This window comes from Plasticicumulans lactativorans, from assembly GCF_004341245.1.
GTDB lineage: Bacteria > Pseudomonadota > Gammaproteobacteria > Competibacterales > Competibacteraceae > Plasticicumulans_A > Plasticicumulans_A lactativorans.
In genome coordinates, this window is sequence record NZ_SLWY01000008.1 from 154938 (window position 1) to 170212 (window position 15275).

The 15275-nt window shown below is 71.8% G+C and carries 16 protein-coding genes and 1 pseudogene; 13 read left to right on the plus strand and 4 right to left on the minus strand.

The genetic code is table 11. The annotated features are described in order from the left end of the window. Positions 1-207: 207 nt before the first annotated feature. From gshB to EV699_RS08615, 11 genes are read left to right on the plus strand one after another with little or no spacing between them, the layout of a single operon-like run. Positions 208-1155 (plus strand): glutathione synthase, encoded by a 948-nt coding sequence (gshB, locus tag EV699_RS08565; RefSeq protein WP_132541527.1) that lies wholly within the window; start codon positions 208-210, stop codon positions 1153-1155. Further along, a complete protein-coding gene (locus EV699_RS20090; protein WP_132541530.1) occupies positions 1152-2222 on the plus strand; it encodes an FAD:protein FMN transferase in 1071 nt (356 codons plus the stop codon). Before gshB ends, EV699_RS20090 begins: the two co-directional genes overlap by 4 nt. Then, positions 2219-2620 carry a NusG domain II-containing protein gene (locus EV699_RS08575; RefSeq protein ID WP_243662602.1) on the plus strand — a complete coding sequence of 134 codons (402 nt, stop codon included), beginning with the start codon at positions 2219-2221 and terminating at the stop codon, positions 2618-2620. The genes EV699_RS20090 and EV699_RS08575 overlap by 4 nt, the downstream gene beginning before the upstream one ends. Continuing rightward, complete coding sequence (locus EV699_RS08580; protein ID WP_341540218.1) at positions 2617-3168, plus strand: Gx transporter family protein; 552 nt, start codon at positions 2617-2619, stop codon at positions 3166-3168. The genes EV699_RS08575 and EV699_RS08580 overlap by 4 nt, the downstream gene beginning before the upstream one ends. After that, positions 3165-4073, plus strand: coding sequence for an energy transducer TonB (locus tag EV699_RS08585; RefSeq protein WP_132541536.1), 909 nt, complete (start codon positions 3165-3167; stop codon positions 4071-4073). Before EV699_RS08580 ends, EV699_RS08585 begins: the two co-directional genes overlap by 4 nt. Before the next feature lie 54 nt (positions 4074-4127). After that, positions 4128-4688 (plus strand): YqgE/AlgH family protein, encoded by a 561-nt coding sequence (locus EV699_RS08590; protein ID WP_132541539.1) that lies wholly within the window; start codon positions 4128-4130, stop codon positions 4686-4688. A gap of 56 nt (positions 4689-4744) precedes the next feature. Then, positions 4745-5215, plus strand: a complete 471-nt coding sequence (gene ruvX, locus EV699_RS08595; protein ID WP_132541542.1) for a Holliday junction resolvase RuvX — start codon at positions 4745-4747, stop codon at positions 5213-5215. Continuing rightward, entirely contained in the window at positions 5194-5691 is a 498-nt protein-coding gene (pyrR, locus tag EV699_RS08600) for a bifunctional pyr operon transcriptional regulator/uracil phosphoribosyltransferase PyrR (RefSeq protein ID WP_132541545.1), read from the plus strand. The genes ruvX and pyrR overlap by 22 nt, the downstream gene beginning before the upstream one ends. Continuing rightward, entirely contained in the window at positions 5688-6668 is a 981-nt protein-coding gene (locus tag EV699_RS08605) for an aspartate carbamoyltransferase catalytic subunit (RefSeq protein ID WP_132541548.1), read from the plus strand. Before pyrR ends, EV699_RS08605 begins: the two co-directional genes overlap by 4 nt. Further along, positions 6668-7951, plus strand: a complete 1284-nt coding sequence (locus EV699_RS08610) for a dihydroorotase (protein WP_132541551.1) — start codon at positions 6668-6670, stop codon at positions 7949-7951. Before EV699_RS08605 ends, EV699_RS08610 begins: the two co-directional genes overlap by 1 nt. 2 nt (positions 7952-7953) lie before the next feature. Further along, positions 7954-8619, plus strand: a complete 666-nt coding sequence (locus tag EV699_RS08615; RefSeq protein ID WP_132541554.1) for a hypothetical protein — start codon at positions 7954-7956, stop codon at positions 8617-8619. 13 nt (positions 8620-8632) lie between these two features. Here EV699_RS08615 and EV699_RS08620 read toward each other — a convergent pair whose 3' ends face one another. The 3 genes from EV699_RS08620 to gntR all read right to left on the minus strand — a co-directional run bounded on the left by EV699_RS08620 (position 8633) and on the right by gntR (position 12330). After that, positions 8633-9370, minus strand: a complete 738-nt coding sequence (locus EV699_RS08620; protein ID WP_132541557.1) for a PaeR7I family type II restriction endonuclease — start codon at positions 9368-9370, stop codon at positions 8633-8635. After that, positions 9371-11107: an Eco57I restriction-modification methylase domain-containing protein gene (locus EV699_RS08625; RefSeq protein WP_132541560.1), complete on the minus strand. Its 1737-nt coding sequence runs from the start codon at positions 11105-11107 to the stop codon at positions 9371-9373. A 206-nt stretch (positions 11108-11313) separates the two neighbouring features. Next, the gene (gntR, locus tag EV699_RS08630; protein WP_132541563.1) at positions 11314-12330 is read right to left on the minus strand and encodes an HTH-type transcriptional regulator GntR; all 1017 of its coding nucleotides are present in this window, start codon (positions 12328-12330) and stop codon (positions 11314-11316) included. Positions 12331-12583: 253 nt separating this feature from the next. Here gntR and EV699_RS08635 point away from each other — a divergent pair, with 253 nt between their 5' ends. After that, positions 12584-13090, plus strand: a complete 507-nt coding sequence (locus tag EV699_RS08635; protein ID WP_132541566.1) for a gluconokinase — start codon at positions 12584-12586, stop codon at positions 13088-13090. A 108-nt stretch (positions 13091-13198) separates the two neighbouring features. Beyond that, positions 13199-14551, plus strand: coding sequence for a GntP family permease (locus tag EV699_RS08640; protein ID WP_132541569.1), 1353 nt, complete (start codon positions 13199-13201; stop codon positions 14549-14551). Positions 14552-14637: 86 nt separating this feature from the next. Here the strand turns inward: EV699_RS08640 and EV699_RS08645 are convergent. Further along, a pseudogene (locus EV699_RS08645) lies at positions 14638-15228 on the minus strand (LysR substrate-binding domain-containing protein); the annotation flags it as partial. Positions 15229-15275 lie beyond the last annotated feature (47 nt).

The window sequence follows — 15275 nt, forward strand, 5'->3', positions numbered from 1 at the left end:
GTCGCCGGCTCGCGCGGGAGCCCGCGCCGCCGATGCGGGGGTGTATCATCCGCCCGCCCCGGCGGTGCCTGCGAGGCACCGCGAAGCAGCGCCGAGCCCCCTGAATTCGGCTTGGCACCATAACCGAAATCCGTTTCCGCTGGAAACACCTGTCGAACCGCACCGCGGGCCGTGCCAGCGCGGCCCGCGCGCAGCCGGAATGAGCCCATGAACAAGCGTCTCGGCGTGGTGATGGACCCCATCGCCAGCATCACCGTCAAGAAGGACACCACCTTCGCCATCCTGCTCGCCGCCCAGGCGCGCGGCTGGTCGATCGCCTACTTCGAGCAGGCCGACCTGTGGCTGCGCGACGGCCGCGCGTGGGGGCGCGCACGCGCGCTCACGCTGCGCGACGATCCCCACGACTGGTTCACCCTCGGTGCGCCGCACGACGCCCCGCTCGCCGAGCTCGACGCCATCCTGATGCGCAAGGACCCGCCGTTCGACATGGAGTACGTCTACACCACCTACCTGCTCGAACGCGCCGAGGCCGAGGGCGTGCTGGTGGTCAACCGCCCGCAGAGCCTGCGCGACGCCAACGAGAAGCTCTACACCGCCTGGTTCGCCGAGCACTGCCCGCCGACCCTGGTGGCGCGCGACGCGGCGCGCTTCAAGGCCTTCCTCGCCGAGCACGGCGACGTGATCTTCAAGCCGCTCGAGGGCATGGGCGGCAGCGGCATCTTCCGCGTGCGCGCCGACGACCCCAACGTCAACGTCGTCATCGAGACCCTCACCGAGCGCGGCCGGCGCTTCGCGATGGCGCAGCGCTACCTGCCCGAGATCGTCGCCGGCGACAAGCGCATCCTGCTGATCGACGGCGAGCCGGTGCCCTACTGCCTGGCACGCATCCCCGCCGCCGGCGAGACCCGCGGCAACCTCGCCGCCGGCGGGCGCGGCGTCGGCCAGCCGCTGACGGACGAGGACCGCGCGATCTGCGCCGCGGTGGGGCCGGTGCTGCGCGCCCGGGGGCTGCTGTTCGTCGGCCTCGACGTGATCGGCACGCGCCTCACCGAGATCAACGTCACCAGCCCCACCTGCGCGCGCGAGCTCGACGCGCAGTTCGGCCTCGACATCGGCGGCGAGCTGATGCGGGCGATCGAGGCGCGCTGCGCATGAGCGACCACCCTGCGCCGCGGCCGCGGCCGGGGCTGCGCGCCGCGCTGTTCGGCCTCGTCGTGGCCTTCGCACTCGCCGCCTGCGAGCGGCCCGATCCGCTGCAGACCCAGCGCCTGCTGGTGTTCGGCACCGTGGTCGACCTCAGCACCTGGGGCGTGGCCCCGCGCGACGCCAGGGCCGCCTTCGACGCGATCGACACGCGCCTGCGCCAGTGGCACGCCGACTGGCACCCGTGGCAGGACTCGCCGCTGGCGCGCGCCAACGCCGCCTTCGCCCGCGGCGAGGCCGCCGCACTGACGCCCGAGCTGGTCACCCTGGTGCAGCACGCACAGGCGGCCGCGCAGGCGAGCGGCGGCCTGTTCGACCCCGCCATCGGCCGCCTGGTGGAGCTCTGGGGTTTCCACCAGGAGACGCGCCCGGCCGGCCCGCCGCCGGCGCCGGCGGCGATCGCGGCGCTGGTGAAGCAGCACCCGGCGATGGAGGACCTGAGCCTCGACGGCACCCGCATCAGCAGCCGCAACCCGGCGGTCGCGCTCGACTTCGGCGGCATCGCCAAGGGCTACGCGGTCGACCGCGCGATCGAGGAGCTGCGCGGGCGTGGCGTGCACAACGCCCTGGTCAACGCCGGCGGCAACCTGCGCGCGATCGGCACCAAGGACGGCCAGCCGTGGCGCATCGGCGTGCGCAACCCGCGCGGCGAGGGCGTGCTCGCGGCACTCGAACTGCGCGGCGACGAGAGCGTGTCGACCTCAGGCGACTACGAGCGCTTCTTCGACTGGCAGGGGGTGCGCTACCACCACGTGCTCGATCCGCGCAGCGGCTTCCCGGCCATCGGCAGCATGGCGGTGACGGTGATCGCGGCGAGCGCCGAGCAGGCCGACATCGCCTCCACCGCGCTGATGGTCGCCGGGCCGGGCGAATGGCTGGGCGTGGCACGGCGCCTCGGCGTGACCCAGGTGCTGCGCATCGACGAGCGCGGCCAGGTGCACATGACGCCGGCGATGGCCGCGCGGCTGCACTTCGAGGTGCAGCCGGCACCCGCGGTCGAGGTCACCACCGAGCCGTGAGCGCGGCGGCGGGCGGGCCCCGGGCGCGGCGCGCGCTGCTGCGCCCGGCCGATGCGCTGGTGCTGGCGCTGGCGCTGGCGCTGCTCGGCGGGCTCTACGCCCGGCTCTGGGGTGATGGCGGTGCCGGCGCCGAGGTGCGCATCAGCGTCGACGGCCGCGAGTTCGCGCGGCTGCCGCTCACCGAGGCGCGCACCGTCGAGGTGCCCGGCCCGGCCGGCATCACCGTGGTCGAGGTGCGCGACGGCCGCGCCCGCTGCGCCGCCTCGCCCGGCCCGCAGCACCTGTGCGAGCGCGCCGGCTGGCTCGCCCGCGGCGGCGAGGTGGCGATCGGCCTGCCGAACCGCGTGGCGATCGAGATCCTCGCGCGCGAGCGCCACTTCGACGGCTTCACCTATTGAACGCCCCGCCCCCCGCCGAACCGCCGCCGCCCGCCGTGCTGCGCCTCGCGGTGACCGCCGAGGATCAGCGCATCGCCTGGTTCGCCGCGCTCGCGATCGCCGTGCACCTGGCCGAGGCCGCGCTGCCGAGCCCGCTGCCGGGGGTCAAGCCGGGGCTCGCCAACGTCGTCACGCTGCTGGTGCTGGAGCGCCACGGCTGGGCCGCGGCGGCGTGGGTCGCCGCGCTGCGGGTGCTGGTCGGCAGCCTGCTGCTCGGCACCTTCCTGTCGCCGACCTTCCTGCTGTCGGCGGGCGGCGCCGCCGGCAGCCTCGCCGTGCTCGGGCTCGCGGCGCGCGCCGGCTGCTTCGGCGCGGTCGGCTACGGGGTGCTCGCCGCCTGCGCGCACATGGCGGCGCAGTTCGCGCTGGCGTGGACGCTGCTGATCCCGCACCCGGCGCTGCTCAAGCTGCTGCCGCCGCTGATGACCGTGGCAGTCGTCACCGGGCTGCTCAGCGGTATCATCGCGCGCACCGTGCCCGCTGCCGAAGCCGACGCCCCGCCACCATGAACCCGATGCTGCGCGACGACCTGCGCACCCACCCCGGCCACCGCCTCGCGCTCGCGATCCCGGTGGCCGCGGCGGTGCACGCGCTGCTGATCGCAGGGGTGCAGTTCGCACCGCCGACGGTGCCGTCCGACCCGGTGCTGAGCTTCAACGTCAGCCTGGTCGAGCGCGTCGGCAGCGGCCCCGAGCACGCGCCGCTGGCCCCGACCCCCACCCCGCCGAAGCCGCTCGCCGCCGCCGCGCCGGCCGAGACCGAACCGCTGCCACCCCCGCAGGCGCCGGCCGAGGCCGAGACCGCGCCCGCCGCAGCCGTCACCGAAGTCACCACCACGGCGATCGCGCCGGGCGCGGCGGCGCACCGTGCCGAGGCGCCGCGGGCCGAACGGCCGCGCCCGCAGCCGCCGGCGCCGCGCCCGGCCGAGCCGCGCCCCCCGCGCCCGGCGCCGCCGCCGCGCCCGAGCGGCCCGCCGAGCGCGCTCGACCTGATGAGCAGCGGGCTCGACATGGCCGCCAACGAACTCGCCGCGCCGCCCGCTGCCAGCAGCCGCGGCCGCACCAAGCGCGCCGACCCGAACGACACCACCTCGCTCGAGGGCTACTACGCCGCCGCCTGGGTGCAGAAGGTCGAGCGCATCGGCACCCTCAACTTCCCCGAGGAGGCGCGCCGGCACAACCTCACCGGCAACCTGGTGATGACCGTCCAGGTGCGCGCCGACGGCGGCATACAGTCGATCGTGATCAACCGCTCCTCGGGCATCCCCGCGCTCGACGCCGGCGCGCGGCGCATCGTCGAGCTGGGCGCGCCGTACGCGGCCTTCCCCGCCGAGCTGCGGCAGAAGTACGACGTGCTCGCCATCACCCGCACCTGGCAGTTTCTGCAGGGCGCGCAGCTGCGCAGCAGCCGCTAGGCGCCGCCGCCGGCGTCCTTGTAAAGCCCCGGACCTGCTCGGATACTGAGACCCATGATCGAGCAGACCTTCCTCACCAACCAGTTCCTGATCGCGATGCCCGCGCTCGCCGACCCGCACTTCGTGCGCACGGTGACCTACATCTGCGAGCACAGCGCGGCAGGGGCGCTGGGGATCGTGATCAACCGCCCGCTCGACCTCGACAGCTCCGAGTTGCTCAGCAACCTCGGCATCCAGTTCGTGCCGGGCAGCGCGGCGCAGCCGGTGTTCGCCGGCGGCCCGGTGCACCAGGAGCAGGGCTTCGTGCTGCACCGGCCCGCCGGCGGCTGGGGTTCGTCGCTCGCGATCACCGACGAGATCGGCATCACCACCTCGCGCGACATCCTCGAGGCCCTCGGCCGCGGCGAGGCGCCGGCGGACATGCTGATCGCGCTGGGCTACGCCGGCTGGGGGCCGGGCCAGCTCGAACGCGAACTCGGCGACAACGCCTGGCTGTGCGGCCCGGCCGATCCGGCGGTGATGTTCCGCCTGCCCGCCGAGCAGCGCTGGTCGGCGGCGGCGGCGCTGCTCGGCATCGACCTCACCCTGCTCTCGGCCGAGGCCGGCCACGGCTGACACCCACCGATGATCCTTCCTGCACACGGCCGCCCGACCCTAGCGCGGGGCCGGCGATGAGCGCGCCGGCGCGCCCGCGCACCATGCTCGGCTTCGACTTCGGGCGGCTGCGCATCGGCGTTGCGGTCGGCCAGGAGCTGACCGGCACGGCGACGCCGCTGGTCACCCTCGCCGCGCGCGACGGCCAGCCCGACTGGGACGGCATCGCGCGGCTGCTCGCCGAGTGGCAGCCGGCGCTGCTGGTGGTCGGCGTACCGCGCCACGCCGACGGCAGCGACAGCAACAGCACCGCGCAGGCGCTACGCTTCGCCCGAAGGCTGCACGGACGCTTCGGGCTGGCGGTCGAGACCATCGACGAACGCCTGTCCTCGCACGCCGCCGACGAACGCATCGCCACCTCCGCGACGCTGCGCCGTCGCGGACGCCAGGACCGCTCCGCGCGTGACCGCTACGCCGCGGCGCTGATCCTGGAAAGCTGGTTTCATCACGCACAGGCACCACAGCCATGCACGACATCGAGCGACTGATCGACACCCTGGCGAACGCGCTCAGGGCGGCACTCGCCGCGCGCGCCGCGAGCGCCCCCGCGCTGGTCGGCGTGCACACCGGCGGGGTGTGGATCGCCGAGCGGCTGCGCGAGCGCCTGGACCTGCCGGGGCCGATCGGCACGCTCGACATCTCCTTCTACCGTGACGACTTCACCCGCGTCGGCATGAACCCGCAGGTGCGGCCCTCGCACCTGCCCTTCGACCTCGAAGGGCGTCACGTCATCCTGGTCGATGACGTGCTGCACACCGGGCGCACCACGCGCGCCGCGCTCAACGAGATCTTCGACTACGGCCGCCCGGCCTCGGTGCTGCTGGCGGTGCTGGTCGACCGCGGCGGCCGCGAGCTGCCGATCGCCGCCGACGCGGTGGGCGCGCACGTCGACCTCGCACCGGGCGAGAACATCAAGCTCACCGGCCCCGATCCCCTCAAGCTGACCATCCAGAAACGCCCATGAACCCGGCTTCCATCCAGCTCGACGCCCAGGGCCGCCTGAAGCACTTCCTCACCATCGAGGGGCTCAAGCGCCAGCACCTGATCGACATCCTCGACACCGCCGAGAGCCTCACCGGCGTCGCCGAGCGGCGCGTGAAGAAGCTGCCGACGCTGCGCGGCAAGACCGTCGCCAACCTGTTCTTCGAAAGCTCCACGCGTACCCGCACCACCTTCGAGCTCGCCGCCAAGCGCCTGTCGGCCGACGTGCTGACGGTGAACATCGCCACCTCCAGCACTTCGAAGGGCGAAACCCTGCTCGACACCGTGCGCAACATCGAGGCGATGCAGTGCGACATGTTCGTGGTGCGCCACGCCGCCAGCGGTGCCGCCGAGTTCATCGCCCGCCACGTCAGACCGCACATCGCCGTGCTCAACGCCGGCGACGGCCGCCACGCGCACCCGACCCAGGCGATGCTCGACATGCTGACGATCCGCCGCCACAAGGGGCCGGCGTTCCAGGACCTGCGCGTGGCGATCGTCGGCGACATCCTGCACTCGCGGGTGGCGCGCTCCGACATCCACGCGCTGAACGTGCTCGGCTGCGCCAACGTGCGCGTGGTGGCGCCGCGCACGCTGCTGCCGCCCGAGGTCGGCACGCTCGGCGTGCAGGTGTTCCACGACCTCGACCAGGGCCTGCGCGACGTCGACGTGGTCATCATGCTGCGCCTGCAGCGCGAGCGCATGAGCGGCGCGCTGCTGCCGAGCGCGCAGGAGTACTACCAGCAGTACGGGCTCACCGAGGAGCGCCTGGCGGTGGCCCGGCCCGACGCCATCGTCATGCACCCCGGCCCGATCAACCGCGGCGTCGAGATGGCCTCGGCCGTCGTCGACGGCCCGCGTTCGGTGATCCTCGAACAGGTCACCAACGGCATCGCCGTGCGCATGGCGGTGATGTCGATCACCCTCGGCAACCAGTCCAGCCCGGCGGAGGACGCCTGATGCGCATCGCCATCCGCGGCGGTCGCCTGATCGACCCCGCCCACGGCCGCGACGGCCGCCACGATCTCTACATCGCCGAAGGCCGCGTGGTCGGCATCGACGCCCCGCCCGGCGGCTTCGTGCCCGAGCGCTCGATCGACGCCAGCGGGCGCATCGTCTGCCCCGGCTTCATCGACCTCTGCGCGCGGCTGCGCGAGCCCGGCGCCGAGCACAAGGCCACCATCGCCTGCGAAACCCACGCCGCCGCGCGCAACGGCATCACCACGCTGGTGGTGCCCGCCGACACCGACCCGGTGATCGACGAAACCGCGGTGGTCGAGCTGATCCGCCGCCGCGCCGAAGCCGCCGGCTTCGCCCACGTGCTCACCCTCGGCGCCCTGACCCGCGGGCTCAAGGGCGAGCATCTCGCCGAGATGGCCGCGCTCAAGGAGGCCGGCTGCGTCGGCGTCGGCAACGCACTGGCGCCGGTGGCCAGCACGCTGGTGCTGCGCCGTGCGCTGGAGTACGCCGCCTCGCACGGGCTGACGGTGTTCCTGACCCCGCTCGACCCCTGGCTCGGTGCCACCGGCTGCGCCCACGACGGCCAGATCGCCGCGCGCCTCGGCCTCGCCGGCATCCCGGTCGCGGCGGAGACCGCCGCGCTCGGCCGCGACCTCGCGCTGATCGAGGAAACCGGCGTGCGTGCCCACATCGGCCGGCTGTCGAGCGCCCGCGCCTGCGCGATGGTCGCCCGCGCGCAGGCCGAGGGCCTGCCGGTCACCGCCGACGTCTCCGCCCACCACCTGCACCTGTGCGAGCAGGACATCGGCCGCTTCGACGCCAACGCCCACGTGCTGCCGCCGCTGCGCACGCTGCGCGACCGCGAGGCGCTGCGCGCCGCGGTCGCCAGCGGCACCCTGCTCGCGGTCTGCTCCGACCACCAGCCGCACGAGGCCGACGCCAAGCTCGACCCCTTCGGCCTGACCGAACCCGGCATCAGCGGCCTCGACACCCTGCTCGGGCTCACGCTCAAGCTGGTCGACGAGGGCGTGCTGCCGCTCGCCGAGGCCATCGCCCGCATCACCCGCGGGCCGGCCGGCGTGCTCGGCATCGACGCCGGCCAGCTCGGCATCGGCGCGGTCGCCGACGTCTGCGTGTTCGACCCCGAGCGCCACCGCGCCCTCACCGCGCGCACCCTCGCCAGCCGCGGCCACAACACCCCCTTCCTCGGCTGGGAGCTGCGCGGCGAGGTCACCCACACACTGCTCGCCGGGCGCGTGGTGTACGCCCACGAAGGAGCCTGACGATGCCCGAGGCCCGGCTGCTGAAGGTTTCGGAACTGCCCGGCGGCCACCTGCTGGAGCGCTGGTCGGTCGGCGAGCTCGCGCAGACCGCGCAACCCGGCCAGCGCCTGCGCCTCGACGCGGTCGAACGCCCGCTGATGCGCGCCGGCCCCGCCCACGGCTGGGTCGACTGCCTGACCCACGCCGCCCCCGACTTCGAGACCGCCCCCGCCGCGCTGGTGGGCGCGGCCTTCGACCTCGCCGCGGTCAGCCCGCGCGCGCTGCTGATCGGCGACATCGACGGCTTCGCCGCGCTGGTGTTCCTCGCCGAGCGCCTGCGCACGCTCACCGGCACCCGCATCAAGCCGCTCGCCGTGCTCGAGATCGGCCTCGACGCCCCGTTCAACCCGGCGCCGTCGCGGCTCATCGTCCCCGGCATGCCGGCCTGGGTGATCGCCACGCTGCCGCTGTTCGAGGACTGGAGCATCCCCGCCCGCCTGTGCTGCCCCGAGGACCGCCCCGGCTGCTTCGACGGCCCGCCCACCGAGCTCGCCCGCCGCTGGCTCGACACCCTGCAGGGCAGCGCCGACGTCAGCCTCTTCGCCTGCGGCGACGACGCTCTGCTCACCGCTGCCGCCGCCCTCGCCGCCGACCGGCGCCTGCCGTTCCAGGGCGTGACGGCGGGCTGAGGCCCCCGGCGCTTCAGCCGAGCCGGGCCGCCTGCACCGCGACGTGCCCGGCCAAGGCCGAGACGAACGTCCGCAAGCCGGTCAGCGCGGATATTTCTGCATAGGCCCCGGTCTCGGCGGCACTGCGCGGCGCGGCGATCAGCGCGGCCGCCGTATACAACTGCTCCCGGACCAGCTTCTGGCACAGCAGGTCGTAGCGCCTGAGGTAGGAGGCACCTGCGAATTCAGCGAGCACCGGGAAATGCCGCGATGAGTCCTTTACCGCCGAACGCGACCCCTGCGCATCTTCGACCAGCATCAGCCAGCCCACGAAAGGACGCGGCTGTTCGCCAAAGGCCCCTTCGCGATAGGCGGTCCACAGGTCGTGCGCAGTGCCGATCGCCTCCTCGGTCCGGTTGTTGAAATTGTTCCCGAACGAGCCGACCTGGCTTTTCAACTCGATGGCCGCGACCAGTTCGCCCCGGTACACGACCAGGAGATCCCACAGCTTCGTCGGCCGGAAGTAGCCCGGCAGCGTCAGCATCGCCCGGTCGCGGTGAATGTCCGCATGCGCCAAACCGTTGGCACGCACGATGTCAACCATCAAGGCGAGGAACCCGTCCATGTTCTTGCCGGCGGTGACGCCCGCCCGTTCGCCCTGATCGACTTTGCCGGATTCCCTCTGTTTTCGTTCCGCTGCTGCCCGCTTGAGCCAGAAAGCTTTCACGGCCGCGCCGGCCTTGCGTTCGTAATCGACGAGATCGAGGGCCATTCAGTCTCCGTTACCCCCCAAGGCCGCACACTCTTCGTGACTCAATCCGTACAGCTCAAATACCGCACGGTTGCATGCCGGCAGGTCCCGCCTGACAGCGGCGTCCGCCAGCTCCGCGCGCAGGGGTTCGGGCACGTCCACCCACCGCGGCACGCGGATTCGGCGCAGGTACTGGGCCTGGAAGCGGAGAAACCCTCCGCGCATGCGGGTCGAGTAGGTCGCCACGAACAGGCGGGCGACAGCCGATAGCAGGACGGCCTGTAGCGCGCGTAAATCCCATTCATCGGACGTGACGTAGTAGAGATTGTGATGCGGGTAGAGCCCTCCGGGCTCAAAAACGATATGTGCCTCCCCCTTGATGTCTGGAATCAGGAGCTTGGGCACCCCCGCCAGTATCGGAGTGATCCTGTCGATCGTGCGATACCAGTTGGCCGGGGCTTTGCGCGCGCAGTGGCGCTTCGCGATGACCTGTCGACGTGCCTCCAGGTAACGGCGCAAGCGCGGGTAGTCCCGCAGGTCGACCAAGCCGCCCGCGTCGGCGAACGGGTTGACGACGCCTTGTCCATGCCATCGGACCTCACCGGAGGAAATGTCCCTCGTCGTCACCAGTGGCAGTTTCCGCTCCGGCTCGACATCGAGCGCGTCATAGTCACCGATGAATGCTTTATCAGCACCGGTTGCCACCCCGATCCCCACCTTGCAGCCCACCTCTTCCAGGCTTGGAAAGCGTCGTTCGAGATCACGGATCAGCGCCATCTGATCCGACGATTCGAGCAGCCACGGCTCCGCTCCCGCAGCGACCCCTGGCAGTTCACGCACCGGTCCGACCTTCGGCAGCGTCCGCGCCTGCAGCGCCTCGGCCAGGCTTGCCAGCGCGGCGCGGTCGATGGCCGGACGATGGGCGATGCGGGTCGCGCCCGGCGCTTCCCGGCCGATGACGGTGATCGCCGGGTAGGCGATCACCTCGGAGTGGAACGCCGGCGTATCCACCATGTCGACGTAGATCTTCAGGTGAAACCGTTCGGCCACGAAGCTGCGCAGCGGCCCGCCGTAGCGGTTCTTCATCCAGCGATCCGCGCAGATGAATCCCAGGCTCCCACCCTCGGCCAGCAACGACAACGACCGTTCAATGAACGGGATGTAGAGATCGGCACGGTCGTACATCGTCGGGTAGCGTCTGCGGTACTCGGCTAGCAACGGCGCCGGAATCAACTCCTGGCGCACGTAGGGCGGATTGCCGACGACGAAATCGAAGCCGCCATCCAGCGGCGCCAGCAGGAAATCACCTTGTGACAGCCAGCGATCGGCCAGCGCCCGTGCCGTCCCTGCCGTCAATCCTTCGCGTTCGAGACGCTCCACGACGACCGTGTGCGTCGATCGAAAAGTTGCGCGATGCAATTCGACGGCGCGGATGGCGTCGCCCAGTTCGTCAAGCACCGATCCGCCATTCGTCGTTGCTCGCCAAGAGGCCAGCAGGCGATCGATGGCGGCCAAGAGGAAATCGCCGCGACCCAATGCCGGCTCCAGCAGTCGGCATTTATGCAAGGATCGGATTTCGGTGTAGCCGACCAGATCGAGGATGAAGCCGACGACTTCCGGGCGCGTGAAGACCGCACCCCGCGCCTCCGCCCCGGCGGCCGAGGCCAGTTCTTCGACCGCAGCGACTACCGTCGGCGAGCTGGCGCCATTCCACTCGTCGCCAAGATCGAAGTCGAGTTGCTTCTGCCCTAAGCCCATCGCCTGCCTACCTCCCGCCTACTCACGAACCTTCGTTAAACAGCTTCGGCGAGCAGCCGTTACGCATGTTACCGGCACGCCTGTGCCATCCCGGGGCGAAGCCCGCAAGCGTTTCTCACCACCCTGCCGCGCACACTCGAAACCGGCCATGCGGTGCGGGAATTCGGAACGATCGGCTGCCGCCGTGGCCGACGGCCTGCGCCGGCTCAGGTGCTCTGGCGGACCACCAGACTGAAGCCGAGGTCGCGCTGGCCGTCCGCCGGGGGCTCGCCGGCGATCGCGGCCAGCAGCAGGTCGGCCGCCGCGACGCCGATCTGGTGGCGCGGCGTCGCGATCGTGGTCAGCGCCGGGTTGATGCAGGCGGACATCTCCAGGTCGTTGAAGCCGGCGATCGCGAGCCGGCCGGGCACGTCGATGCCGCGGCGCTGGCATTCGAAGATCGCCCCCCAGGCGAGGTCGTCGTTGCAGCAGAACACGGCGTCGCAGTCGGGTGCCTGCTGCAGCAGCCGGCCGAGCAGCTCCCCGCCCAGGTGCACGCTCGACGGATCGGGCACTGCGACTTCGAGCCGTGGGTCGTCACCGCCCACCTCGCGCACGGCGCAGCGGTAGCCCTCGCCGCGCAGGCGCACGCGCTCGTCGAGCTGGGCGGCGACGTAGGCGATGCGCCGGTGGCCGCGCTCCAGCAGGTGGCGCGTCAGCGCGTAGCCGGCCTTGATCTGCGAGAAGCCGACGCAGAGGCCGTCGGCGGACAGGTCCATCATCCGCACCACCGGCACCCCCGCGTGCGCGAGCAGCGCCCGCGCGCCCTCGGTCTGCGCCTGGCCGGTCAGCAGCACGCCGTCGGGGCGGTGTTCGAGGTAGGCGCGCAGCCGCCGCTCCTCGACCTCCGCCGAGTAGCCGGTGTCGCCGATCAGCAACTGGTAGCCGAACGGGTCCAGGCGTTCGCTGATGCCGCGCAGGGTGTCGACGAACACCGCGTTCGACAGCGACGGCACCAGCACCGCCACCGTGAACGACTGCCGCGAGGCCAGCGCGCGCGCCGAGCGGTCGGGGACGTAGCCGAGTTCGCGCACGGCGATCTCGATGCGTTCGCGCAGTTCGCTGGACACCTTGTCGGGCGTGTTCAGCGCGCGCGACACGGTGATGGCACTGACCCGCGCGTGGCGCGCGACGTCGCTGAGCGTGGCGCGGCCCGAGGCGCGGGGGTGGCGGGGATCGGACATGGGACGTAGGGACGATCGCGGGGCCGGGAGCAGGCGACGGATTCTGGCACACATCGGACACCGCCGTGCCGACCCGGCCGACGCTGGAGTCACACTAAAAATTTCTCACACCCCCTTTCACTCCTGCTAATGGTTGCGCTAACATTTACCCATGGTTGCGCTAACATCGACGTTCCAGACGCACCGCAACCCGACATCGCCCGGTAATCGACCACCCGACCGGGCCTCACCAACACCAGAGCAGGAGATCACGATGGGCACCACCGGCATCTACGTCGTCATGGGCGTGAGCGGCTGCGGCAAGAGCACGGTCGGCGAAGCGCTCGCCGCGCACCTCGGCGTCGAGTTCATCGAGGGCGACCGCGTCCACCCGCCGGAGAACGTCGCGCGCATGGCCGCCGGCATCCCCCTCACCGATGCCGACCGCCAGGGCTGGCTCGAAGCGCTGGCCGGCCACATCGCCGACGCCCGCCGCGCGGAACGCGGCCTCGTGGTGTCGTGCTCGGCGCTCAAGCGCCGCTACCGCGACATCCTGCGCAGCGGTGCCAGCGACGTGCGCTTCGTGTTCCTGAAGGGTGAACGCGACCTGCTCGCCGCACGCATGACCGAGCGTCCCGGCCACTACATGCCGGTGAGCCTGCTCGACAGCCAGTTCGCCGCCCTCGAAGAGCCCGCGGCGGACGAAAACGCCTGGATCTTCGACGTCGCACAAGCCCCCGAGGCCATCGTCAGCGCGCTGATCGCGCGCATCGACGGCTGAGGGCCCGCTCCACCCCCACCCGACAAGCCCACCAGACGTGCGCGCAACGCACGCCCCGGGCGGTCACGGGCATACCGCTACCCCGCTGCAAACGCCGGAGGAGGCATCATGTTTGGCTTGAGTACCGAAACATTCCTGCTGCTGGACGCGCTGGTCTCGATCATCGGCCTGATCATCCTGATCACGCGCTTCAAGGTGCACCCGTTCATCGCGTTGACGATCGCCGCCGGCTTCCTCGGCCTGACCTCGGGCATGCCGGTCGCGCAGGTGATGAAGAGCTTCCAGGACGGCTTCGGCGGCGTGCTGGGCTTCGTCGGCATCGTCCTCGGCCTGGGCACCATGCTCGGCAAGATGATGGCCGAGTCCGGCGGCGCCGATCAGATCGCCCGCACCCTCGTCAACGCCTTCGGCAAGGAGCGCGTGCACTGGGCGATGATGTTCGCGGCCTTCCTGGTCGGCATCCCGCTGTTCTTCGAAATCGGCTTCGTGCTGCTGATCCCGCTCGTGTTCATCGTCGCCAAGCGCACCGGCGTGTCGCTGATCAAGATCGGCATCCCGCTGCTGGCCGGCCTGTCGGTGGTGCACGGCCTGGTGCCGCCGCACCCGGGCCCGCTGCTCGCGATCGGCATCTTCGGCGCCGACATCGGCAAGACCATCTTCTACGGCCTGATCGTCGGCCTGCCCACCGCCATCATCGCCGGCCCGATCTTCGGCATGCTGATCAGCAAGTACGTGCCCGGCACCCCGTCGCAGGAACTGATGGACCAGCTCGCCCACGATCCCGAGGCCCGCGAGCTCCCCGGCTTCGGCGTCACGCTGGTGACCGTGCTGCTGCCGGTGTTCCTGATGCTGCTGAAGACCTTCGCCGACGTCGCCCTGCCCGAGACCAGCGCCTTCCGCTCCTGGATGGACATGATCGGTCACCCGATCACCGCGCTGCTCGCCGCCCTGCTGCTCGCGCTGTACACCTTCGGCACCGCCCGCGGCTTCGGTACCAAGCAGATCCTGAAGTTCCTCGACGACAGCCTCGCGCCGACCGCGGCGATCATCCTGATCATCGGTGCCGGCGGCGGCTTCAAGCAGATGCTCGTCGCCAGCGGCGTCGGCAAGGCGATCGGTGAAATGGCCGTGCACGCCCAGCTCTCGCCGATCCTGCTCGCCTGGCTGGTCGCCGGCCTGATCCGCATCGCCACCGGCTCCGCCACCGTGGCCACGATCACCGGCGCCGGCATCGTCGCCCCGGTGGTCTCCATGGTCCCGGGCGTCAACCGCGAACTGCTGGTGCTCGCCACCGGTGCCGGCTCGCTGATCCTCTCCCACGTCAACGACGCCGGGTTCTGGCTGGTCAAGCAGTACTTCAACATGTCGGTCACGGAGACCTTCAAGACCTGGACGGTGATGGAAACGCTGATCTCGGTGGTCGGCATCGTCCTGATCATGCTGCTCTCCGCCTTCGTCTGACGCGCCCGGCGGCACCCGCCGCCGGCACCGCCCCGCCTCCCAGGCCCGCGCGAGCGGGCCTGTTCCTTTGTGCCCGCCGCGAAACGTCAGCGCGAATGACCGGTGAAGCGCTCGCGGCGGAAGTGCCCGCTGACGAAGTCGACGAAGGCACGGGGCTTGGCCGGCAGCAGCGTGCGGCTCGCGTAGTAGAGCGAGATCGCGCCAGCGTCGGCGTACCAGCCCGGCAGCCGCCGCACCAGTTCCCCGCGCTCCAGCCACGGCAGCACGTCCGCCACCGCGAGCAGCGCGACGCCGAGGCCGAGCAGCGCCGCCTCGCGCATCGCGGCGGGTTCGTCGAGCACGAGGATTTCGGCGAGGGTGGCCACGTGCTCGTGGCCCGCGGCGTCGCGCAGGGTCCAGGGGTGCACGCGGCCGCTGCCGCGCACGCGCATGACGATGCCGGCGAACGCGGCGAGGTCGGCGGGCCCGGCCGGCGGCGTGCGCCCGGCAAGCCACCGCGGGGCGGCGACGATGTGGGCGGGGGCGAGCGGGCGCGACACCACCCCCGGCGCCAGCGCGAAGCCGCCGCCGATGGCGGCGTCGTAGCCCTCGCCGATCAGGTCGACGCTGCGGTTCTCGAAGTGCCACTCCGGGCGGGTGCCCGGGTAGCGCGCGAGGAAGGCCGGCAACAGACGCAGTTCCCCGACGGCCCGCTGCCGGCGCTGAACCTCGTCAAGTTCGGCTG

Bases quoted from the DNA above. Each gene is read 5' to 3' on its own strand.
- pyrR (WP_132541545.1), top strand. From the start codon at position 5,194: ATGCACGACATCGAGCGACTGATCGACACCCTGGCGAACGCGCTCAGG.
- EV699_RS08625 (WP_132541560.1), bottom strand. From the start codon at position 11,107: ATGGGCTTAGGGCAGAAGCAACTCGACTTCGATCTTGGCGACGAGTGG.
- ruvX (WP_132541542.1), top strand. From the start codon at position 4,745: ATGAGCGCGCCGGCGCGCCCGCGCACCATGCTCGGCTTCGACTTCGGG.
- gntR (WP_132541563.1), bottom strand. From the start codon at position 12,330: ATGTCCGATCCCCGCCACCCCCGCGCCTCGGGCCGCGCCACGCTCAGC.
- EV699_RS08620 (WP_132541557.1), bottom strand. From the start codon at position 9,370: ATGGCCCTCGATCTCGTCGATTACGAACGCAAGGCCGGCGCGGCCGTG.
- EV699_RS08605 (WP_132541548.1), top strand. From the start codon at position 5,688: ATGAACCCGGCTTCCATCCAGCTCGACGCCCAGGGCCGCCTGAAGCAC.
- EV699_RS20090 (WP_132541530.1), top strand. From the start codon at position 1,152: ATGAGCGACCACCCTGCGCCGCGGCCGCGGCCGGGGCTGCGCGCCGCG.
- gshB (WP_132541527.1), top strand. From the start codon at position 208: ATGAACAAGCGTCTCGGCGTGGTGATGGACCCCATCGCCAGCATCACC.
- EV699_RS08615 (WP_132541554.1), top strand. From the start codon at position 7,954: ATGCCCGAGGCCCGGCTGCTGAAGGTTTCGGAACTGCCCGGCGGCCAC.
- EV699_RS08590 (WP_132541539.1), top strand. From the start codon at position 4,128: ATGATCGAGCAGACCTTCCTCACCAACCAGTTCCTGATCGCGATGCCC.
- EV699_RS08635 (WP_132541566.1), top strand. From the start codon at position 12,584: ATGGGCACCACCGGCATCTACGTCGTCATGGGCGTGAGCGGCTGCGGC.
- EV699_RS08640 (WP_132541569.1), top strand. From the start codon at position 13,199: ATGTTTGGCTTGAGTACCGAAACATTCCTGCTGCTGGACGCGCTGGTC.
- EV699_RS08585 (WP_132541536.1), top strand. From the start codon at position 3,165: ATGAACCCGATGCTGCGCGACGACCTGCGCACCCACCCCGGCCACCGC.
- EV699_RS08610 (WP_132541551.1), top strand. From the start codon at position 6,668: ATGCGCATCGCCATCCGCGGCGGTCGCCTGATCGACCCCGCCCACGGC.